Raw genomic sequence first — 23,052 nt, 5'->3', positions numbered from 1 at the left:
TAGCATATCTCCAAGCGTCGACGGGCCGTCATTTAAGCCATTTATCGAAAATCGACTGGTACTCGCCGGTCGATCGCGACAGATGCAGCCATTGGTCCACGTACTGCTGGAACACCACGTCTCCGCGCGGCAGCAAATACGCTTTCTCGGCGAACTGAAACGGCTTGTCCGGATGCACCGAACATAAGCCGGGATTGAGTTTTTGCTGGAGCAAGGTCTCGGATGCGTCGGTGACCATGACGTCGGCGCGGCCATCGAGGATCTCTTTGAAGATCGTCACGTTGTCCGGGTATTCGATCAATTGCGAATGCGTGAGGACCTGCTTCGCGTACTTTTCGTTCGTGCCGCCCGGATTCACGATCGTGCGCACGCCGGGTTGATCGATTTGTTCGACGGTCTGGTATTTATCGGCGTCGGCACAACGCACGATGGGCGTCTTGCCATCGACCATGTAGGGCTGCGTGAAAAACGCGCGCTTCTGGCGCTCAAGCGTCACGGAAACCCCGCCGACCGCAATGTCGCACTTCGCCGTGAAATCGCTCATCAGATTCGACCATGACGTTTTCACGAACTCCGGCTTCACGTTCAGGGAACGCGCGAGGCTTTGCGCCATGTCGATATCGATGCCTTCGAACTGTCCGTCTGTCCGCAAGAACGAGTGCGGCTTGTAGTCGCCCGTCGTGCAGATGCGCAGGGTGCCGCGCGAGAGGATTTCGTCCAGCCGGGAGGCGGGCGCCGCGGACGCCGACGGCGCGCTCGCCGCGGGCGCTGCCTTGCCGGTGATGCTGCCGGCCTGCACGGTCTGCGCATATGCGCTGGTGGCAAAGCCCATCGACATGACGGATACGGCGGCGCAGAAGGCGAAGGCTCTCATCAGTGCTCCTTGTTGTACGTTTTGAGCGGCCGATCATATCGGTGCAACAAAGGCTTGGATATTGGCGATGCCCCGGGCTTGAAGCACGTGAGAAGGCCGCCGAAATCCGACCGCTGCGTCCGGTAGAATGCCCTTTTGCCTAACGCTAAAGCCCGAGTCACGTGCCTTCCACACTTCTGAACGATACCTTCCTGCGCGCGCTCCAGCGCCAGCCGACCGACTACACGCCGATCTGGCTGATGCGTCAGGCGGGCCGCTACCTGCCCGAGTACAACGCCACGCGTTCGCGCGCCGGCAGTTTCCTCGGCCTCGCGACCAATCCGGATTACGCAACGGAAGTCACGCTGCAACCGCTCGAACGCTTTCCGCTCGATGCGGCCATCCTCTTCTCGGACATCCTGACCATCCCCGACGCCATGGGGCTCGGCCTGAATTTCGTGCAGGGCGAAGGCCCCCGGTTCGAGCGCACCGTGCGCACCGAGGAGGATGTTGCGAAGCTGGCAGTGCCGGATATCGATGCCACGTTGCGTTACGTGACCGACGCCGTATCGCAGATTCGCCGCACGCTGACCGACGCGCAAGGCCGCCAGAAAGTGCCCCTGATCGGCTTTTCGGGCAGCCCGTGGACGCTCGCCTGCTACATGGTGGAAGGCGGCGGCTCGCCCGATCACCACACGGTCAAGGCCATGGCCTACACGCGCCCGGACCTGATGCATCGAATTCTCGACATCAACGCACAGTCCGTGACCGCGTACCTGAACGCGCAAATTGAAGCGGGCGCGCAAGCCGTGATGATCTTCGACACCTGGGGCGGCGCTCTTGCCGATGGCGCATATCAGCGCTTCTCGCTGGATTACATCGCGAAGGTGGTCGCCGGTCTCAAGCGCGAACATGACGGCGTGAAAGTTCCGGTCATCACGTTCACGAAGGGCGGCGGCTTGTGGCTGGAGCAGATTGCATCGATAGGCGTGGACGCAGTGGGTCTCGACTGGACCGTGAATCTCGGCAAAGCGCGCGAGAAAGTGGGCGATAAAGTCGCGTTGCAGGGAAATATCGATCCGACGGTGTTGTTCGCATCGCCGGCGGTGATTCGCACCGAAGCGCGTGCCGTGCTCGACAGCTTCGGCAATCACCCAGGCCATGTGTTCAATCTCGGCCACGGAATCTCGCAATTCACGCGGCCTGAGAACGTCGCTGAACTGGTTGACGAAGTGCATCGGCACAGTCGCGCGATTCGTTTAAAGAACTGACTTTTGACCAAAAAAGATTGCTGCTTTGCGTCATGAAAAGCTTACGCAAGCCATTTAGTAAGGCGGCAATGTTGCCTTGAGATGCCCGTGGATCGGCCATTTCGCCAATGTCAAGAGTTGACTTATGCACATTTTGTACGTTGCGGCGCGCAATCCTCAACTCAGACTAAAAGCCTCTTCGGGACATGCGAATTGTTCATCCAAATACATGATTAATAAGAGAAATTCAGATTTCTCCCGTTATGTGGGGTACCGAACACAAGGAGCGAGATCGCGAATTTTTGCCCCTGTCAACCAAAGTTCTCAACAAAGTTATCCACAGGGCTGTGGAAAGCTACGAAATCTCAAAAATAATCCACGGCTTAGCGGCGATTGTGATGTTTCACTTTAACTTCGTCCTGCCCCGCCTGACCGCAAGGTGGAAGCGTTGCGGCGCGATGGATCGCGGGCGGTGCGGCAATTGAACGTCTTTGTTCGCGTCGCATTGGACCATCCGCTGGCGACACTTTTCGACTATCGATACGACCTTGCGCCCACGCCGTTGCCCGGCATGCTGGTACAGATTCCATTCGGGCGTCGCGATGCCGTCGGCATGATTTGCGAAGTCACGGATCACAGCGATGTCCCCGCGGACAAGCTGCGCGACGTAACCGCCATTTGCAGCGCGCTCGCCCCGCTCGCAAAAGAGTGGCGAGCGTTGACGCTGTTCGCGGCTGATTATTACCAGCGTGGTTTAGGCGAAGTCGCTTTGCCTGCGTTGCCACAGGTTTTACGCGATGCCTCGCGCTGGGCGAAGTTGCTCGCGCCCGACGAGCGCTACCGGTTGACCGCCGAAGGCCGCGCGCATCTGCCCGATGGCTTGCCCGCGCGCGCCACCGCGCTGCGACGGCTGGCCGATGCCCTCGCCGCTAACCCCGCGCTTCCCGCCGCCGATGCCCGCGCGCTGCATCCGAAAGCCCGCGCAACGCTCGATGAATGGCAGTCGCTCGGGTGGGTATCGATAGAAACGGGTGACGTTCCGGCCGAGGACGTTGCGCTCGAACCATCGCTGGAAAAGCTTGCATTGCTCCACGCCGGCGATGCGCTTTTGCCGCAGCTCACGGCCGAACAAGCCGAAGCCGTCAGTGCTATTCGCCACGCGCAAGGGTTTGCGGCGTTCCTGCTGCACGGCGTGACGGGCAGCGGCAAGACCGAGGTCTATCTCCACGCATTGGCCGATCTGCTCGCCGCGCGCCCGGACGCGCAGGCGCTCGTGCTCGTTCCTGAAATCAACCTCACGCCGCAGTTCGAAGCCGCGTTCCGCACACGATTCGCGGCGTTGCCGGAAGGCGCCATCGTCACGATGCACAGCGGCCTCGCCGAAGGCGAACGCGCGCGCAACTGGCTCGCGGCCCATACCGGCCGCGCGCGGCTCGTTCTCGGGACGCGGCTCGCAATCCTGGCATCGATGCCGAAGCTGGCGTTGATCGTCGTCGACGAAGAACACGATCCCGCGTACAAGCAGCAGGAAGGTCTCCGGTATTCGGCGCGGGATCTGGCGGTGTATCGGGCGAAGGAAATCGAGATCCCGGTCGTGCTCGGGTCGGCCACGCCATCGCTGGAAAGCTGGTGGCAAGCCGAACAGGGCCGATACACCAAGCTCACGCTGACGCGCCGCGCGGTCGCAACGGCCGTCCTGCCGAGCGTGCGGCTGATCGATCTGGAAGAGGAAAGGCAACGCGGGCGGGCATCGGTGGAGGGTTTGTCGGGGCCGTTGATCGCCGCGATGAAAACGCGCCTCGAGCGCGGCGAGCAAAGCCTCGTTTTCCTGAACCGCCGCGGCTACGCGCCCATCCTTTCCTGCGATGCCTGCGGCTGGGTCGCCGGCTGTCCGCGATGCAGCGCCTACGTCGTACTCCACAAGCCCGAACGCGCGTTGCGCTGCCACCATTGCGGCTGGGAATCGCGCATCCCGAAGTCCTGCCCGGACTGCGGCAACGTGGACATCGCGCCGATGGGGCGCGGCACGCAACGCGTCGAGGAAACGCTGGCGACGGCGGTGCCGGGCGCGCGGGTGTTGCGTATCGATGCCGACAGCACCCGGCGCAAAGGCAGCGCTCAAGCGCTTTTCTCCGATGTCCACGCGGGCGAAGTCGATATCCTCGTCGGCACGCAGATGATCGCGAAGGGACACGACTTTCAGCGCGTGACTTTGGTCGGTGTTCTCAATGCCGATACCGCGCTTTTCTCCCACGATTTCCGCGCAAGCGAGCGGCTGTTCGCGCAGTTGATGCAAGTCAGCGGACGTGCAGGGCGCGCGGGATTGCCTGGCGAAGTGATGATCCAGACGCGCTATGCACGGCACGCGCTTTATCACGCGCTGGCGCGGCACGATTACGTTGGCTTTGCGAATTCGACTTTGGCCGAACGGCGCGATGCGCATTTACCGCCGTTCGTTTATCAGGCGATGTTGCGCGCAGAAGGGCGGACGCTCGAAGTCGCGCTGGACTTTCTAGGCGCTGCGGCGGTGGAGTTCGCTACGTTGGCCGGGGCCGAGAGGGTGACGGTGTACGACGCGGTGCCGCTGACCATCGTGAAGGTGTTCAATGTGCATCGCGCGCAATTGCTGCTCGAATGTGCCTCACGGGCAGTTCTGCAGAATGCGCTCAGGGCCTGGCAGCCCATGTTGCGTGCAATAAAGGTCAAAGGCCTGATTCGATGGAACGTTGAAGTCGATCCACTCGATATCTAGGCCCGCCCCAACCCACGGTTTTAGCGCGCTGCGTCCGCACTGGGCGCAAACCCACCGGCTTTCCGATCGCGATTCCCGCCACGGTTCTCACCGTCCGGACGCTCCACATGCGGGTGCGCGCCACGGATGAACAAGACCACGCACATTGCAACCATCGCCCATACGATCATGAAAACCATCCAGTTGCTCATTTCCTCTGCTCCCGAAACCGCGGCTGATTAGAATTCGGCCGCTATGGATTCGTCGCTACTTTGGCCGTACCCGAGTTATCGGCAGCAAGAAGGAATTAATTAGGGTGGTGCTGAAAAAATCACCAGTCGCCAGAATCCTAGGCATCCGCCGCCATCGCCGCCATCCTCAATTACCCCTAAACCGTTGGCGTATAAGGGTTTCCACAGGTGCAACCCATCTCTAAATGTCGGTTGCACCTTTTTTATGTGCGAGTTACGATTCGGCCACTTTTTAAGCTATCGCCGGCTTTCCGCGTCGGCAAGGAATGAGATATGGCGAGCACCACCCTGGGCGTCAAAGTCGATGATCTGCTGCGCAGCCGACTGAGGGACGCAGCTACGCGCCTCGAACGCACGCCGCACTGGCTCATCAAGCAGGCGATCTTCGCGTACCTGGAACGCATCGAACATGGACAGTTGCCGCCGGAACTCTCCGGTGCACTTGGCGCGGGCGACTCGCTCGAACCGTCCACGCACCCTGATTCCGACGAAGACGGCGCGCCGCATCCTTTCCTCGATTTCGCCCAGAACGTGCAGCCGCAATCCGTGCTGCGCGCGGCGATCACGGCGGCGTATCGGCGGCCTGAGCCGGAATGCGTGCCTTTCCTGATCGGGCAAGCGCGTTTGTCGGCGAGTGTTGCCAACGAGACGAATGCGATGGCGACGAAGCTCGTCGAAGCGCTGCGCAAAAAGCAGACGGGCGGCGGCGTAGAAGGCTTGATTCACGAGTTCTCGTTGTCGAGTCAGGAAGGCGTCGCGCTAATGTGTCTCGCCGAAGCCTTGCTGCGAATTCCCGATCGCGCGACGCGCGACGCGCTCATTCGCGACAAGATCAGCAAGGGCGACTGGCGCTCGCATATGGGCCAGGCGCCGTCGTTGTTCGTGAACGCGGCGACGTGGGGCTTGATGATCACCGGCAAGCTCGTGACGACGAACAGCGAAGCCGGGTTGTCATCGGCGTTGACGCGCTTGATTGGGCGTGGCGGCGAGCCGCTGATCAGGAAGGGCGTCGATATGGCCATGCGCCTGATGGGCGAACAGTTCGTCACGGGCGAGACGATCTCGGAAGCGCTTGCGAACAGCCGCAAGTTCGAAGCGCGCGGTTTCCGTTATTCCTACGACATGCTCGGCGAAGCCGCGACGACAGAAGAAGACGCGCTGCGCTATTACGCGTCGTACGAGCAGGCGATTCACGCAATCGGCAAGGCGGCGGGATCGCGCGGCATTTATGAAGGCCCGGGCATTTCGATCAAGCTCTCGGCGCTGCATCCGCGATATTCGCGCTCGCAACAAGAACGCACGATGACCGAGTTGCTGCCGCGCGTGAAGGCGCTGGCGTTGCTCGCGCGGCGTTACGACATTGGCTTGAACATCGATGCCGAAGAAGCCGACAGGCTCGAGATCTCGCTCGATCTGCTCGAAGCGCTTTGCTTCGATCCGGAACTGGCTGGATGGAACGGCATTGGTTTTGTGGTGCAGGCGTACCAAAAGCGCTGCCCGTTTGTCATCGATTATTTGATCGATCTGGCGCGTCGCAGCCGGCATCGGATCATGGTTCGGCTGGTCAAAGGCGCGTACTGGGATTCGGAAATCAAGCGCGCTCAAGTCGATGGCCTCGAAGGTTATCCCGTCTATACGCGCAAGATCTACACGGACATTTCGTACGTGGCGTGCGCGAAGAAATTGCTCGGCGCGCCCGATGCCGTCTATCCGCAATTCGCCACGCACAACGCGTTCACGTTGTCGGCGATTTATCACCTGGCCGGGGGAAATTATTATCCCGGGCAGTACGAGTTCCAGTGCCTGCACGGCATGGGTGAACCGCTTTACGAAGAGGTCACCGGCCGCGACAAGCTCAACCGGCCGTGTCGCGTCTATGCGCCCGTCGGCACGCACGAAACGCTGCTCGCATACCTCGTTCGGCGCTTGCTCGAGAACGGCGCGAACACGTCGTTCGTGAACCGCATTGCGGACAAGGCGATCCCCGTCAGCGAACTCGTGCAGGATCCTATCGATGAAGCGTCGAAGCTCACGCCGCTAGGTTTGCCGCACGCGAAAATCCCGTTGCCGCGTCAGTTGTACGGCAGCGAACGCCTCAATTCGATGGGCTTCGATCTGTCGAATGAGCATCGGCTGGCGTCGTTGTCATCGGCTTTGCTTGCCAGCGCGAATCATCCGTGGCGCGCCGCGCCGATGCTCGAATCGACCGATGTCATCGAAGGCGTTGCACGCGATGTCCGCAATCCTGCCGACTTGCGCGATCTCGTTGGAACGGTGACGGATGCATCGCCGGAACAAGTCGCTTTGGCAATGAACAACGCGGTCGCCGCCGCGCCAATCTGGCAATCGACGCCCGTCGACGAACGCGCCGATTGTCTTGCCCGTGCCGCCGATCTGCTCGAAGCGCAAATGCATACGCTGATGGGTCTGGTCGTCCGCGAAGCGGGGAAGTCGCTCGCGAATGCGGTGTCCGAGATTCGTGAGGCGATCGATTTCCTGCGCTATTACTCGGCGCAAATCCGCGGCGAGTTTTCCAACGATACCCATCGTCCGCTCGGTCCGGTCGTCTGCATCAGCCCGTGGAATTTCCCGCTGGCGATCTTCATGGGACAAGTTGCCGCAGCGCTCGCCGCCGGAAATCCGGTGCTCGCGAAGCCTGCTGAGCAAACGCCGCTGATCGCGGCCCAGGCCGTGCGTATTCTGCGCGAAGCCGGCGTGCCGGCGGGCGCGGTGCAACTCTTGCCGGGCAATGGCGAAACCGTGGGCGCGGCGCTCGTCGCTGATCCGCGTACCCGCGCCGTGATGTTCACCGGTTCCACGGACGTCGCGCGCTTGATCAACAAGACCTTGTCCGAACGGCTCGATCCGGACGGCCGGCCGATCCCGCTCATCGCGGAAACGGGTGGACAGAACGCGATGATCGTCGATTCGTCGGCGCTCGCCGAGCAAGTGGTCGCGGACGTGCTGCAATCGTCCTTCGATTCCGCCGGTCAACGCTGTTCCGCGCTGCGCGTGCTGTGCCTTCAAGACGATGTCGCCGACCGCACGCTCGAAATGCTCACGGGCGCGATGCAGCAACTGGCGATGGGCAACCCCGATCGTTTGTCCACGGACGTAGGTCCGGTAATCGATTCGGAAGCCAAGCAAAGCATCGACGGCCACGTTGCATCGATGCGGGAAAAAGGCCGCAACGTCGTGCAATTGCCGACGCCCGACAGTTGCGCGCAAGGCACGTTCGTGCCGCCGACGTTGATCGAACTGGATTCAATCGATGAGCTCAAGCGCGAAGTGTTCGGCCCGGTCCTGCATGTGGTTCGGTATCGGCGCGCGCAACTTGATAAACTGCTCGACCAAATCAAGGCGACCGGTTACGGGCTGACGCTCGGAATCCATACGCGTATCGATGAAACCATCGCGCACGTCGTCAGCCGCGCGCATGTTGGCAACATCTACGTGAACCGGAACGTGATTGGCGCGGTGGTCGGCGTGCAGCCGTTCGGCGGCGAAGGCTTGTCGGGCACGGGACCGAAGGCCGGTGGCGCGCTGTACTTGCAGCGTCTTCTCGCGAAGCGTCCTACAGGTCTGCCGAAGTCGCTGGAAAGCGCGTTGATCGCTGACCAGACGGCATCGAACGATACGCCCGCCGCGCTCACCGCATTGCGCGACTGGGCTATCGCCGAGCGCGACCCGCAAACGGCCGCACGTTGCGACGGCCATCTCCAGCACGTGATGGCGGGCGCAACCGCCGTGCTGCCGGGACCGACCGGCGAGCGCAACACGTACACGCTCGGCGCACGCGGCACGGTCTTGTGCGTGGCATCGACGGCAAGCGGCGCGCGCGCCCAGTTCGCCGCCGTGCTGGCGACGGGCAACAAGGCGCTGTTTTCTGGCGCGGCCGGCGAGCAGCTCGTGGCCGCGCTGCCGGCATCGCTCAAAGCGCGTGCGTCGGTGCGCAAGAACCTAGATGTTCTTTTCGATGCCGTCCTGTTTGAGGGCGACAGCGACGAACTGATGGCGCTGGTGAAGGAAGTTGCGAAACGCCCGGGACCGATTGTCTCGGTGCAGGGTGTATCGGCGGGAGCGTTCGCCGACGAAGCCCACGACGGCGAGCAGGAATACGCGCTCGAACGGTTGCTGACGGAACGCTCGGTGAGCGTGAACACGGCGGCCGCGGGCGGCAATGCGAATTTGATGACGATCGGCTGAACACAATTCAGAGCGGCAGATCGGCTCAAACAAACGGCAGCGGGCACGGCGACACCGGCACGCGCTGCCACTCACATGGGAATCAGGAGAGTTTATGGATTACACGATGAAGAAGCTGGCAGCAGCAATGTTGGTCACGGGTTTGTCAGTTGCTGCAACGGCTCAGGCGCAAACGGCTGAAGACGTAAAAGTAGGTTTCGCGGGTCCAATGACCGGCGCGCAGGCGCACTACGGCAAGGATTTCCAGAACGGCATCGTGCTCGCGGTCGAAGACTTCAACGCAACGAAGCCCGTAATTGGCGGCAAGCCGGTTCGCATCGTGCTCGATTCCGCCGATGACCAGGCCGACCCGCGCACCGGCACGACCGTCGCGCAAAAGCTGGTGGATGACAACATCAAGGGCATGCTCGGCCACTTCAATTCGGGCACGACGATCCCCGCTTCGCGCATCTACGCGAACGCCGGCATCCCCGAAATCGCGATGGCGACCGCGCCGGAATACACCACGCAAGGCTACAAAACCACGTTTCGCATGATGACGTCCGACACGCAGCAAGGATCGGTTGCGGGCGAGTTCGCGGTGAAGACGCTGAAGATGAAGAAGATCGCAATCGTCGATGACCGCACGGCATACGGTCAGGGTCTTGCCGATCAGTTCGAGAAGGCCGCGAAGGCTGCGGGCGCGACGATCGTGGATCGTGAATATGGCAACGATAAAGCCGTCGACTTCAAGGCCATCCTGACCAAGATCAAGTCGATGAACCCCGACCTCGTGTATTACGGCGGCGCGGATTCGCAAGCCGGCCCGATGGTCAAGCAGATGAAGACGCTCGGCATTCGCGCGCCGTTGATGGCAGGCGAAATGGTCAAGACGGATACGTTCTTGAAGATCGCCGGCGATGCAGCCGACGGCACGGTGGCGTCGCTGGCTGGCTTGCCGCTCGATGAAATGCCGGGCGGCGCGGCGTATGTCGCGAAGTACAAGAAGCGCTTCAATGAAGACGTGCAAACGTACTCGCCGTACGCATACGACGGCGCAATGGCCATGTTCACGGCAATGAAGACGGCGAACTCGACCGATCCGGCAAAGTACCTGCCGATGCTGGCCAAGACGGACATGCCCGGCGTGACGTCGAAGCAACTCGCGTATGACGCGAAGGGCGATCTGAAGAACGGCGGCATCACGCTGTACAAGGTCGTCGGCGGCAAGTGGACGACGCTGCAAAGCGTGGGCGGGAAGTAATAGTTTTGCGCCTTGGTTGAAGAAGCCCCGCACGCGTTCCGCGCTGCGGGGCTTTTGCATTCATGCGTGCGACTTCTGCACAGACTAGAGAACGCTCATCGCTTTCATGAGCCAGTCGGGCGACTCAATGCTGTCCAGCATGTTTTTCAACGCCAGCCCCAATTCAGTATTGCCTTCGATCCGCAACCTGCGCTGAAAGAACAGCGTATCGGGATCTTCTTCGCGACGCAGCAGCCTGAGGTAGTCGGCCGTACACGCCTGAAAACTGACGTCGGCGGCTTTATGCGCGTCAGCCGGATAAAAGCGTCCATTACGGAAGCGAATTGCCGCCCGCGCACCGAGATCGTCGATGCGAATACACACGGTCTTGTCGTCCAATATGGATAGATCCTTGGGAAGACCGTTGGCTCGCCGGATCATTTCCAGTGCGAACGCCATTGCGTCCGACCAGCATCGCTTTGGAAGGTGTGGACCGATTCGCGCGAGAAGCGGTATCGGCGAGGGGAATTTAAACGCGAACATTTGCAGCATTCTCCATTTGGATGCCAGGCTGACCCTGCCAATAACCATTGCATAGCGATACAGGGGCGTACGCAGCCAGCTCAGCGTGATCGATCCCGCCGCCCGCCATGCACGCTCGATGAAGCTCGACCACGCGCCCGGTATGCTGGCGTTGCGGGCTGATCCGAACGCCTGTAACGCCCATCTCGGCCATGGCCGGCCAATGCGGCAGTAGCGATTGCGTAGCGGCCGACTGGGTCTGGATACCGTTGATGGTCAAAAATGCCTGACCCTCGCGTGTTTCAAGATCAAGCCCATTTGGGAACTCGAGACAGCGGTACTCGCAATCGTCTTTTTTCAGATTGAAGTGACGAGCGGTAAAACATCGCGCCGATAAAGCCAGCGGCAAACGGCCCCACGAGAACACTTCGGTCTCCATGCCGGGTGGGGAATCCTGAAGCACCGTCGCCAGCTTGTCTTGCGACATTTCGACCGGTGGAATCCATCGCATGGCGCCCTGGCGCGAAAACAAGGCAAGCGTAGTGACGTTATAGATATTCAGCGTCGTGCCGGCCACCCATCGCGTGTCTTTCAACAGACGTACGGCGCCCAGGTCGTTGGCCTCCACGATGAACTCGCCATTCTCCGTAAAGCGTCGCAGCGCCCTGAGTTCGTTCTCCGATTCGAGCAGCGCCTGGCAGGACAACACCACCTCCTTGCCGGCATCGCGCAGATTTCGGGCGATGGCGATCCAGTCGTCCGTGCGCAATTCCCGGCGGCGGCTGCAAACCACTTCGCCGAGATACACGGTATCGACCGGCCATGACGCGACCTCGGCGTAGAACTTCATGACCTCATCGCGCGGCCAGAAATACAGCAACGGACCCAGTGTCAGTTTCATCGTTCGTGCTCCTGTCATTTCCACGGCCTCGAATAAGCGCCCAACGTTGCCTGCTGGCCCTCCGACACCTTCCCGAGCGATTGCTGCCATGCGCGTTTTACGTGAAAGCGTTGCCCTTCGGCCGTTGCGTCATCGATGGCGGCGCGCAGCGTGCGCGTCACTTCGCCAACGTAGGCGGGACTGCGTTGCCGTCCCTCCACCTTGATGGCGGAAACGCCGATCCGCAGCAGTTCGGGCAGCAGTTCCAGCACGTTGAGGCTGGTGGGTTCTTCCAGCGCGTAGTAGATGTCGTTGTTGACCTTGAAACGGCCTTTGCAGAGCGTCGGATAGCCGGCCGCTTCGTCCTGCCCGTACTCATCGATCAAAATGCCCGACAAGCGCGCCTGCGTGCCGTTCGCCGTTTCCTGCCAGCGCACGGCCTTGGCCGGCGAACATACGCCGGCCGTGTTGGGAGACTCCCCTGTGGCATAGCTCGAAAGCAGGCAGCGGCCTTCCACCATGACGCACAGGCTGCCAAAGCCGAAGACTTCGACTTGCACGGACGTGTTGGCGATAACGTGCTCGACTTGCGCCAGCGTCAAGACGCGCGGCAGCACAACGCGTTCGATGCCAAACAGATCACGGCACAAGTTGATGGCTTCGTAATTGGTCGCCGAGCCTTGCACGGAGAGGTGCCGGCGCAGGTCGGGATGCGTGCGTGTGGCGTAGTCGAGCAAGCCCATGTCGGCCATGATCACGGCATCGATGCCAAGATCCGAGGCCATGTCCACGGCCTGGTGCCAGCGCTTTTCCTCTCCGGCTTGCGGGAAGGTATTGATTGCCATCAGCACCCGGCGATGGCGCGCGTGAGCGTAGCGAATCCCTTCACGCGCGGTATCGATATCAAAATTCAGGCCGGTGAAATTGCGCGCATTGGTGGCGTCTTTCAGGCCCATGTAAACGGCGTCGGCGCCGTGATCGATCGCCGTTTTCAGCGCCGGCAGATTGCCGGCCGGGCAGACCAGTTCGGGCTTTTGCATGTTGAAAAATCCATTGTTTCGGCGGAAGCCTCGGAGCATGTAGCCGTCGAGCGTTGCGTGGCTTGTCGTCGATCAATAGATATTTCAGTTGGGAACCGGGTGCGTCAGTTTTGATCGCAGATTCAATGCGAATTCAGCTTTTTCCGAATGGAGCCGACTCCCAAATCGGCCCGACAACCCGGTTCTGTTCCAGCGACTGCGCCGAGCGTTCGGTTTTCTAAGCGCCGAAATCCTCCTCCCAGTATTCGTTGTCGCGACGTGCATCGCTGCCGCGCGCTTCCTCGGTTCTCCTGAGTTCCACGCGCCGAATCTTTCCCGAGATGGTCTTCGGCAATTCATAGAACTCGATGCGTCGAATCCGCTTGTAGGCCGCGAGTTTTTGCGCCGCGAACTTTAGTATTTCGCCGGCGGTTTCCTTCGTCGGTTCGTAACCGTTGCGTAACGCGACGAACGCCTTCGGCACCGACAACCTCAGCGGATCGGGACTCGGCACCACGGCCGCTTCGCCCACCGCCGGATGTTCGATCAGCACGCTTTCGAGCTCGAACGGGCTGATGCGGTAATCGGCGGCTTTGAAGACATCGTCGGCGCGGCCAACGTAGGTGAAATAACCATCGGCGTCGATGGACGCCACATCGCCCGTCCGGTAATGGCCGCCGCGCATTGCGTCTTGAGTCTTCGATGCATCGTCCACGTAGCCGTCCATCAAGCCCAGCGGTTTCGGGTCGAGGATCAGCGCAAGTTCGCCTTCTTGTGCGGGGTTGTCGTCGTGATCGAGCAGCGTGATTTTGTAACCCGGCAACGGCCTGCCCATCGATCCGGGCTTCATCGGCTGGCTGGGCGAGTTGGCGATTTGCGCCGTGGTTTCGGTCTGGCCAAAACCATCGCGTAATGTCAGATTCCACGCCTTCTTCACGCGGTCGATGATCTCCGGATTCAGCGGTTCGCCCGCACCCACGACCTCGCGCAAATGCACCTTGTACGCCGATAAATCCTCCTGGATCATCATGCGCCAGACGGTCGGCGGCGCGCAGAGCGTCGTGACCTGATGCTTGACCAGCGCCTCGAGCGTGGACTTGGCGCTAAAGCGCGGCGTGTTGTGGATGAACACCGTCGCGCCCGCGTTCCACGGCGCGAACACGCAACTCCACGCGTGTTTCGCCCAGCCGGGCGAGCTGATGTTCAGATGGACATCGCCGGGCTTTAAACCGATCCAGTACATGGTCGATAAATGCCCGACCGGATAGCTTTGATGGCTATGCAGGACGAGCTTCGGGCGGCTTGTCGTACCGCTCGTGAAATACAGCAGCAACGGGTCGGTTGCGAGCGTCCTTCCTTCGGGTTCGAACGATGGACTTTCGTTGAAGGCATCGGCGAAATTCAGCCAGCCTTCGGGCAACGCCGCGCTTTGAGGAATGGCGACGGCGATGCGGGTTTTGGTTTTATCGATGGCATCGAATTTCGCCGTTTCATTCGACGCCACGATCACATGCTTCACCTCGCCGCGCGTCATGCGATCGGCTATGTCGGCCGGCGTCAGCAACATGGTCGCGGGAATCGTGACCGCGCCGAGTTTCATCGCGGCGAGCATGGTTTCCCAGAGCGCGGGCTGGTTCGGCAGCATCAGCAAGATCCGGTCACCGCGCGCTACGCCTTGCTGCCTCAGCCAGTTCGCAAGCTGATTCGATCTAGCCGATAACTCCGCGTACGAGAGCTTGATCTCGTCGCCGTTGTCTTCCACGACCCAGAGCGCCGGGTTCATGTTGCTGCGTGCGTATTCATCGAACCAATCGAGCGCCCAGTTGAACTCGGTGAGTTCCGGCCATGCGAAGTCCCTGTACGCGGTTTCGTAGTCGTCGCGATGACGCAGCAGAAAGTCTCGTGCCTGCAAAAATGCTTGCGATGCCATGGTCTTGCGTCTCCTTCAGTTTTGTTTGTATGTGGCTCAGGTGTTTACTTTTGGCGCAACTTTTCCCCTTGCTGACGGACTTGATCGAGCGTCGCGGCCGGCGTGCTCGCATCTTGCGGAATCCTGATTTCGATCACCGATGGCAATCCGGTTTTCAACGCGCGCTCGAACGCCGGCATGAATTGCGCGGTGGTTTCGACAAGCTCGCCATGGGCGCCGAACGCGCGCGCGTAGGCCACGAAATCGGGATTCGTCAGCGCGGTTCCATGGACGCGATTCGGATAGTGACGTTCCTGATGCATGCGGATCGTGCCGTATTGCTGGTTGTTCACGACCACGAATATCACGGCAAGCTGGTACTGCATCGCGGTCGCCAATTCCTGGCTCGACATCATGAAACAACCGTCGCCCGCGAACGCCACGACCACGCGATCCGGGTATAACGACTTCGCCGCGATTGCTGCGGGTACGCCATAACCCATCGCGCCGCTGGTCGGCGCAACCTGCGACCTGTAATGCCGGTACGCGTAGTGCCTGTGCAGCCACGTCGCGTAATTCCCGGCGCCGTTCGTCACGATGGAATCAGCGGGAAGGCGCGCGCTGAGTTGCTCCATGATCTCGCCGAGCTGGACATCGCCGAGCATGGGACGGGGTTTGCGCCACGCGAGATACGCGTCGTGCGCCTCTTCGATCGCACCGCTCCACGCTACGTTCGCCGGTGGTTGCAACGAGGCCAGGGCAGCCGCCATCTCGGGCATGCCTGAGACTATCGGCAAGTCGGCGGAGTACACGCGCCCGAGTTCTTCCGCGCCTTGATGAACGTGGATCAGCGTCTGCTTCGTCTTCGGGATATCGAGCAGTGTGTAGCCGCCTGTCGTCGATTCACCCATGCGCGGTCCGAGGACGAGCAGCAGATCGGCGTCGCGGATGCGCGCGGCGAGTGCCGGATTGATGCCGAGGCCGACGTCGCCGGCGTAGTTCGGATGGTTGTTATCGAGCGTGTCCTGGAAGCGGAATGCGCAGCCAACCGGCAGTTGCCACGCCTCGGCGAAACGCGCGAAATCGGCCGTGGCTTCTTCGGTCCAGCCGCTGCCGCCGGCAATCACAAACGGTTTCTTCGATGCCGCCAGCAGTTCACGCACGCGCTCGATTTGCGCGGGCGCGGGCGCTGCGGCAACGCGCTGATAACGCGGCGCGGCGGGCACGGCATCGCAGGCGTCGCTGAGCACGTCTTCGGGCAATGCCAGCACGACGGGACCTGGACGGCCGGACGTCGCTGTGTGGAACGCGTGGCTGAGGTATTCGGGGATGCGTTTGGGGTCATCGATTTGCGAGACCCATTTCGCCATTTGCCCGAACATCCGCCGGTAGTCGATTTCCTGAAACGCCTCGCGGTCCATGTGTTCGCGCGCGCACTGGCCGATGAGCAGGATCATCGGCGTGGAGTCCTGGAAGGCCGTATGCACGCCGATGGATGCATGCGTGGCGCCGGGACCGCGTGTGACGAGCGCGACGCCCGGGCGGCCGGTCAGTTTGCCTACGGCCTCGGCCATGTTTGCAGCGGCGGCTTCGTGGCGGCAGACGATGGTCTGGATGCGGCTGGTTTCATCGTGGAGGGAATCCAGGACGGCGAGGAAGCTTTCGCCTGGGACGCAGAAGACGCGATCGACGCCGTGGGTCAGCAGGGCGTCGACGAGGAGCTTCGCGCCGGTCGTCGACGGGGGGTGGAGTGCTGTGACAGCAGATGCCATTCGATGAAATCTCCCGGAAGGGTCGCGAGCGGGGTTGGATTTCGTAGCTTACGCTTTTGGAGGGCGCTGGCGCTTGGGTGGAGGTGGGTTTTTAGTGGTCGGGGGTGGTGGTGGGGTGGTGCTGGGTGGGTGCTTTTTAGGTCTTCGCGCGTTCCGTCTTGGCTGATTTCTTTAGCACTGTTAGCCACTGTGCGTGGCGGCACTTCATTTCTTTGTCCAACGGCGACAAAGAAACGAAGCAAAGAAAACGCCTCTCAACCGCTAATTCTTAAGTGTCCACAGCGTGCAGTGACAACTGTTTGGTACCCCAAAAGCACGCTCAGCGCATAACCCCGGACAGTTGAAACCCTCCCCCTCCGTCAAACGCAACCCACACGCTTCGCCACCAGTGTAGGAATCCGTTAACCAGGCCTCCGCGCTGCGCGCGCTGATGCCCAAACCGAGGGGTCGGCTGCGCCGGTGACGAGGCTTTAGGTTCAAGTGAACCCGTTATGGGCTATTCAGTTGTTATGCGTAGTCCAGGTTTCCGTATTAACGGATTCCCACACTGGTGGCGAAGCGTGTGGGTATCTGTGTTCGGAGGGGGAGGGTTTCAAGTGTTCGAGGTTATTCGCCGAGCGTGCTTTTGGGGTACCAAACCGTTATCACTGCACGCTTTGGACACTTAAGAATTAGCGGTTGAGAGGCGTTTTCTTTGCTTCGTTTCTTTGTCGCCGTTGGACAAAGAAATGAAGTCCCGCCACGGACAGTGGCTAACAGTGCTAAAGAGAACAGCCAAGAAAGAACGCGCGAAGACCCAAAAAGCAGCAACCCAGCACCAACCTCGACCCCGACCACCAAAACCACCCCCCCAAGCGCCAGCGCTCAACACTCAACAATATTCACCGCCAACCCACCCCGCGAAGTCTCCTTGTACTTCGTTTTCATATCGGCGCCGGTCTGCATCATGGTTTTAATGACGGAATCGAGCGAAACATAATGACTCCCGTCCCCGCGCATCGCCATGCGCGCCGCATTGACGGCTTTCATCGAACCCATCGCGTTTCGTTCAATGCACGGAATCTGCACCATCCCGCCAACGGGATCGCACGTCAGCCCAAGGTTGTGCTCCATCCCGATTTCAGCCGCGTTCTCAACCTGCGACGGCGTTCCGCCCATCACCGCCGCCAATCCCGCCGCGGCCATCGAACAGGCAACGCCAACTTCGCCCTGACATCCGACTTCGGCGCCGGATATCGATGCGTTCATCTTGTACAAAATCCCGATGGCCGCCGCCGTCAGCAAGAAGTCGATCACGCCCTGCTGGTTCGCGCCCGGCATGAACCGGTCGTAGTAATGCAGCACCGAAGGGATGATGCCGGCCGCGCCGTTGGTCGGCGCCGTCACCACGCGCCCGCCCACCGCGTTTTCCTCGTTCACGGCGATGGCGTAAAGATTGATCCAATCGATCATGGAAAGCGGATCGCGCAACGCCTGCTCAGGCTTGCCAATCAACGCCCGATACAAAACCGGCGCGCGCCGCTTGACCTGAAACGGACCGGGAAGGCAACCGTCGGCATCGGGATTGTCGATACCGCATCCGCGCTTCACGCACGACTGCATCACGTCCCAAATGCGCAGCAGGCCCGAACGGATCTCTTCGTCGCTGCGCCAGACGCGCTCGTTGTCCCACATCAGTTGCGCGACGGATTTACCAGTATCGCGGCAGAGCGCGAGCAGTTCGTCGCCGGACTGAAACGCATACGGCAATTGTTCGATGGCCGTCAGCACCTTCGCATTCGACGCCCCCGCCGTCACCACGAACCCGCCGCCCACCGATAAATACGTCGCGTCGCGCAGCGATGTGCCGTTGGCATCGAAGGCGTGGAGCTTCATGCCGTTCGGATGTTCAGCCAGCGCTTGCCGCAAGAACGCGATGTGTTCCTTCTGCACGAACGGAATCTCGCGCCGGCCGAGCAACGATAACTTTTTGGTCGTGCGCACGGTTTCGAGGCGCGGAGTGATCGTGCTGGCATCGACGGTATCGGGCGCGTCGCCCATCAAGCCGAGCATTACGCCGCGATCCGTGCCGTGACCTTTGCCCGTTGCACCCAGCGAGCCGTACAGCTCGCATTTCACCGAAGCCGTGGCGTCAAGCAGACCATCGCGTTCGAGTCCTTGCACGAACATCAAGGCCGCTCGCATGGGCCCAACCGTATGCGAACTCGACGGACCGATGCCGATTTTGAAAAGGTCGAAAACGCTGACTGCCATGACTGCTCCTGCAAAGTGCCGCTAGAAAATCATCGCGCCGGCAGCGGTAGACAAACCGCAAGCCAGGCGGGTGGAGTAGGTGCGAGACGCAACGCGATAGGCGTGTAACGCCCGTCCAGCCGCGCTGAAAGATGAAACAGTTCGGCAGCGTTCTTTGGATCCCATTGGCCCGAAAAACCGGGCAGGCCGGCTTCGCGGCGGGAGGCATCGAAGGGGACTTTCGAATTCACGAATTCTTCGTGCGTGCGCGTGCCGAGCGCGTAGGGCGTCAGCCAATTCAACCCGCCGGCCAGCGTCGCGCCGGATTGCGCGCGTTCGGCAAGCCAGTTGCGGTTGTGCCGGCGCGCGGCGAGTGCGGCCGTGACCAAAGGCTGGAGGTCGTACGTCACGTAGTGCAGCGCGTCGCGTTCGGCGAAATCGACGGTCGAGCCATCTGGCGCGATGTTGTCGCCGATATGTTCCACGTACAAACGCTGCGCGGCGTTGATGAGCTTGCGGTCGTCGATGGTGAACGCGCCCATCGATATCAACTTGATCCGGTGACTCTGCCAGTTGTTCCGATACGTACCGGTGAGCGGCCGTTTCTGTTTATCGATATCCGCTATGTAGCCCGTCACCATTTTCGTAATGAACGCATTCGCGGGATTGCGCGTCTTCACGGGCAACGCGCTCGCGGTCAGGTCGTAGGCGAGAATCAGCGACTCGAAATTCGTTTCATCGATAGGATTAAAACTCGGCTGATACGTCGTCGCCCATGCAAATAAAAACCGGTCGACGAGACGCAAATACGCTTCATTTCCCGTCGCTCGCCATGCGAGCGCGGCGTCGCGCATCAACGCGAGATCTTTCTCCGCTTCCTCGCTTTCGTCGCGAATCCCCTGATGCGGCAACGTGCCTTCCGTATGTAACGTCGCGCGGGCTTTCGGCTGCTCGTTCAAATGCGCCTGCACCATTTTCACCAGCGCTTTCACGCCCGGATCGGCGTTCGTGCGCTCGCTGTTTTGCATCGCGGGCGCGGCGCAAAAATTCATTGCGGCGCAAGCGTTCTGCGCGCTCAACGCCGTTGCTGCAAGGGCCGCGATAATCGCCGGAACACGCCACGTCTTATTCACCATTCGCACCTGTCGCGCCATGCAAAACTCCCTGATTGGCTTCGTTCGGGTGAGATGGTATCTGGTGTTGCGCGAATCCGGCAAAACTGTACGGCTTCGGGAAAAGCCGCACAGTTGAATCGATGGCAGGTCTGCTGCTTTATTCGCCGTACTCCGACAGCGGAATGCACGAGCAGAACAGGTTCCGGTCGCCGTAAGCGTTGTCCGCACGGCCCACCGGTGGCCAGTACTTGCGCGCCACCAGGGATTCCACCGGATACGCCGCCGTTTCGCGCGAATACTTGTGCGTCCATTCGTCCGCCACAACCACCGCCGCCGTATGCGGTGCGTGCTTCAGCGGATTGTCTTCGCGATCCGACTTGCCTTCTTCGACCGCACGGATTTCGTCGCGAATGGCGATCATTGCATCGATAAACCGATCCAATTCCTCCTTCGACTCGGATTCCGTCGGTTCGACCATCAGCGTGCCGGGAACCGGGAAGCTCATGGTCGGCGCATGAAAACCGTAATCGATCAAACGCTTCGCCACATCCTCGACCGAAATGCCGCTCGTCTCTTTCAACGGACGCAGATCGAGAATGCATTCGTGCGCGACCAGACCGCCCGCGCCGCTGTACAGCACGGGGTAATGCGGCGCGAGGCGCTTGGCCACATAATTCGCGGCGAGAATCGCGCTTTCGGTCGCGGCCGTGAGGCCTTCTGCGCCCATCATCGCGATGTACATCCACGAGATCGGCAAGATCGCGGCCGAGCCATAAGGCGCCGACGATACCGCCCCAATGCCCGATGCATCGCGTTGATAACCGGTCGATTGCTGATTCGGCAGGAACTTCGCCAAATGCGCGCCGACAGCAACGGGACCCACGCCCGGTCCGCCGCCGCCGTGCGGAATGCAGAACGTCTTGTGCAGATTCAAATGCGAAACGTCGCCGCCGAACTGGCCCGGCGCGGTGAGACCGACCATCGCGTTCATGTTCGCGCCGTCCACATAAACCTGGCCGCCGTGCCCGTGCACGATCTCGCAAATTTCGCGGACATTAGCTTCGAACACGCCGTGCGTCGACGGATACGTGATCATGATCGCGGCGAGATTCGCCGCGTGCTTTTCGGCCTTCGTTTTCAAGTCGGCGATATCGACGTTGCCTTGTTCATCGCAGGCAACGACCACGACCTGCATGCCTGCCATTTGCGCCGATGCGGGATTCGTCCCATGCGCCGACGACGGGATCAAGCAAATATTCCGATGCCCTTCGCCGCGCGACGCGTGATACGCGTGAATGATCAGCAAGCCGGCGTATTCGCCCTGCGAGCCGGCATTCGGTTGCAGCGATACCGCCGCGTAGCCCGTACACGCCACCAGCATCTGCTCGAGCTGATCGATCATGGTCCGGTAACCGACGGTCTGCTCAGCCGGCGCGAACGGATGAATCTGCGCGAATTCCGGCCACGTCACCGGCAGCATTTCCGATGTCGCGTTCAGCTTCATGGTGCAGGAGCCGAGCGGGATCATCGTGCGATCGAGCGCGAGATCTTTGTCGGCGAGACTGCGCAAGTAGCGCAGCATTTCGTGCTCGGAATGATGGCGGTTGAAGACCGGATGCGTGAGGTATTCGCTCGTGCGTTCCAATGCTTTCGGCAAGGAGGATTTGGCGTCCGAATCCAGCGCGTCGATATCGAACGTTTCCGTCTTGCCCGCCACTTCCGCGAACAATGCGAAGAGCTTGAGCAGGTCGTCGCGCGAAGTGGTTTCATCGACGGAAACGCCTACGCGTGTTGCATCGATGTGGCGCAAGTTCACGCGCAAGGCGGATGCGGCCTGATGCAACGCCGTGGTATTCGCGCCGCTAACGATCGTGACCGTATCGAAGAAAGTTTCGTTCGCGAGCGTGTAGCCAAGCTTTTGCACGCCGGCCGCGAAGATCGACGCCACGCGATTCACGCGCAATGCGATGGTCTTCAAACCGTGCGGCCCGTGATACACGGCGTACATGCTCGCCATGATCGCGAGCAAAGCCTGCGCCGTACATACATTCGATGTCGCCTTTTCGCGGCGAATATGTTGTTCACGCGTTTGCAGCGCGAGGCGAAGCGCGTGCTTGCCCTGGGCGTCGACGGTGACGCCTACAAGACGGCCCGGCATCTGGCGCTTGAAGTCATCGCGCACGGCCATGTACGCCGCGTGTGGACCGCCGAAACCGACCGGCACGCCGAAGCGCTGCGTATTGCCGATCGCCACGTCCGCGCCCCATTCGCCCGGCGGCGTGAGCAGCGTGAGCGCGAGCAGATCAGCGGCGGCGATCACAAAACCGCCCGCCGCATGCACGGCTTCCGTCAACGCGCGGTAATCATGCACATCGCCATTCGCGCCGGGATATTGCAGCAACACGCCGAACGCGTTGGCCGAAGCGGCATCGGCGGCGGGCCCCACCTTCACTTCGATGCCAGCAGGTTTCGCACGCGTCTGCACGACTTCGATGGTCTGCGGCAACACGTCGTCGGCGATATAAAACAGGTTCGACTTCGGCTTGCCCACGCGTTGCAAGAGCGTCATGGCTTCGGCGGCGGCGGTGGCTTCATCGAGCAAGGACGCGTTCGACATGGCGAGACCTGTCAAGTCGATCACCATTTGCTGGAAGTTCAGCAGCGCTTCCAGACGGCCTTGCGAAATCTCCGGCTGATACGGCGTGTAAGCCGTGTACCAGGCCGGGTTTTCAAGCACGTTGCGCAGGATCACGGCCGGCGTGTGCGTGCCGTAATAACCCTGACCAATATAGTTTCTGAACACCAGATTCTGATCCGCCAGCTTTCTCAGCGATGCCAGCGCTTCCGCCTCGCTTTTCGGCTGCGTGAACGCGCCGAGCGGCAGCGTTTCGTGGCGCCGGATAGCTTCGGGAATCACCGCGTCGATGAACGCCGCGCGCGACGCGAAACCAAGCGCGTCGAGCATGGCGTGCTGGTCGGCCGCATCCGGGCCAATGTGCCGCTGGGCGAAGGCATCGTGGCATTCGAGCGCGGCGAGGGACAAGGATGAGCGGTTCATCAGACGATCCGGGTGTTCGAGCTTCATGAGAA

14 protein-coding genes are annotated in these 23,052 nt (G+C 61.0%); 4 read left to right on the top strand and 10 right to left on the bottom strand.

What is annotated here, in order from left to right; translation table 11 throughout:
* Nucleotides 1-28: 28 nt before the first annotated feature.
* Complete coding sequence (locus HB633_RS20785; protein WP_213780053.1) at nt 29-874, bottom strand: transporter substrate-binding domain-containing protein; 846 nt, start codon at nt 872-874, stop codon at nt 29-31.
* Nucleotides 875-1,035: 161 nt separating this feature from the next.
* Between HB633_RS20785 and hemE the strand changes: the two genes are divergently transcribed.
* Nucleotides 1,036-2,124, top strand: a complete 1,089-nt coding sequence (hemE, locus tag HB633_RS20780) for a uroporphyrinogen decarboxylase (RefSeq protein ID WP_213780052.1) — start codon at nt 1,036-1,038, stop codon at nt 2,122-2,124.
* Between the two features lie 460 nt (nt 2,125-2,584).
* Complete coding sequence (locus HB633_RS20775) at nt 2,585-4,855, top strand: primosomal protein N' (protein ID WP_213780051.1); 2,271 nt, start codon at nt 2,585-2,587, stop codon at nt 4,853-4,855.
* 20 nt (nt 4,856-4,875) lie between these two features.
* On the opposite strand, the gene HB633_RS20770 is transcribed toward HB633_RS20775, so the two are convergent.
* Complete coding sequence (locus tag HB633_RS20770; protein WP_213780255.1) at nt 4,876-5,046, bottom strand: hypothetical protein; 171 nt, start codon at nt 5,044-5,046, stop codon at nt 4,876-4,878.
* Between the two features lie 312 nt (nt 5,047-5,358).
* On the opposite strand from HB633_RS20770, the gene putA reads away from it, so the two are divergent.
* A complete protein-coding gene (putA, locus tag HB633_RS20765) occupies nt 5,359-9,291 on the top strand; it encodes a trifunctional transcriptional regulator/proline dehydrogenase/L-glutamate gamma-semialdehyde dehydrogenase (protein ID WP_213780050.1) in 3,933 nt (1,310 codons plus the stop codon).
* 94 nt (nt 9,292-9,385) lie between these two features.
* Nucleotides 9,386-10,534 (top strand): branched-chain amino acid ABC transporter substrate-binding protein, encoded by a 1,149-nt coding sequence (locus tag HB633_RS20760; protein ID WP_213780049.1) that lies wholly within the window; start codon nt 9,386-9,388, stop codon nt 10,532-10,534.
* Nucleotides 10,535-10,618: 84 nt separating this feature from the next.
* Here the strand turns inward: HB633_RS20760 and HB633_RS20755 are convergent, their stop codons facing one another.
* The 8 genes from HB633_RS20755 to gcvP form a co-directional block, all read right to left on the bottom strand.
* Nucleotides 10,619-10,972 (bottom strand): SCP2 sterol-binding domain-containing protein, encoded by a 354-nt coding sequence (locus tag HB633_RS20755; RefSeq protein ID WP_213780048.1) that lies wholly within the window; start codon nt 10,970-10,972, stop codon nt 10,619-10,621.
* A gap of 70 nt (nt 10,973-11,042) precedes the next feature.
* On the bottom strand, nt 11,043-11,936 hold the full coding sequence (locus HB633_RS20750) for a U32 family peptidase (protein ID WP_213780047.1): 894 nt from the start codon (nt 11,934-11,936) through the stop codon (nt 11,043-11,045).
* Between the two features lie 14 nt (nt 11,937-11,950).
* Nucleotides 11,951-12,955, bottom strand: coding sequence for a peptidase U32 family protein (locus HB633_RS20745; protein ID WP_213780046.1), 1,005 nt, complete (start codon nt 12,953-12,955; stop codon nt 11,951-11,953).
* A gap of 217 nt (nt 12,956-13,172) precedes the next feature.
* Entirely contained in the window at nt 13,173-14,864 is a 1,692-nt protein-coding gene (locus tag HB633_RS20740; protein ID WP_213780045.1) for an AMP-binding protein, read from the bottom strand.
* Nucleotides 14,865-14,908: 44 nt separating this feature from the next.
* Entirely contained in the window at nt 14,909-16,615 is a 1,707-nt protein-coding gene (locus tag HB633_RS20735) for a thiamine pyrophosphate-binding protein (RefSeq protein ID WP_213780044.1), read from the bottom strand.
* Nucleotides 16,616-17,479: 864 nt separating this feature from the next.
* Nucleotides 17,480-18,868: an L-serine ammonia-lyase gene (locus HB633_RS20730; RefSeq protein WP_213780043.1), complete on the bottom strand. Its 1,389-nt coding sequence runs from the start codon at nt 18,866-18,868 to the stop codon at nt 17,480-17,482.
* Between the two features lie 29 nt (nt 18,869-18,897).
* On the bottom strand, nt 18,898-20,001 hold the full coding sequence (locus HB633_RS20725; RefSeq protein WP_213780042.1) for an alginate lyase family protein: 1,104 nt from the start codon (nt 19,999-20,001) through the stop codon (nt 18,898-18,900).
* Between the two features lie 118 nt (nt 20,002-20,119).
* Complete coding sequence (gcvP, locus tag HB633_RS20720; protein WP_213780041.1) at nt 20,120-23,047, bottom strand: aminomethyl-transferring glycine dehydrogenase; 2,928 nt, start codon at nt 23,045-23,047, stop codon at nt 20,120-20,122.
* Between the last annotated feature and the right edge of the window lie 5 nt (nt 23,048-23,052).

The sequence above is a fragment of the Caballeronia sp. dw_276 genome (assembly GCF_018449635.1).
Taxonomy (GTDB): Bacteria; Pseudomonadota; Gammaproteobacteria; order Burkholderiales; family Burkholderiaceae; genus Caballeronia.
This window is presented reverse-complemented; position numbering and strand designations above follow the sequence as displayed.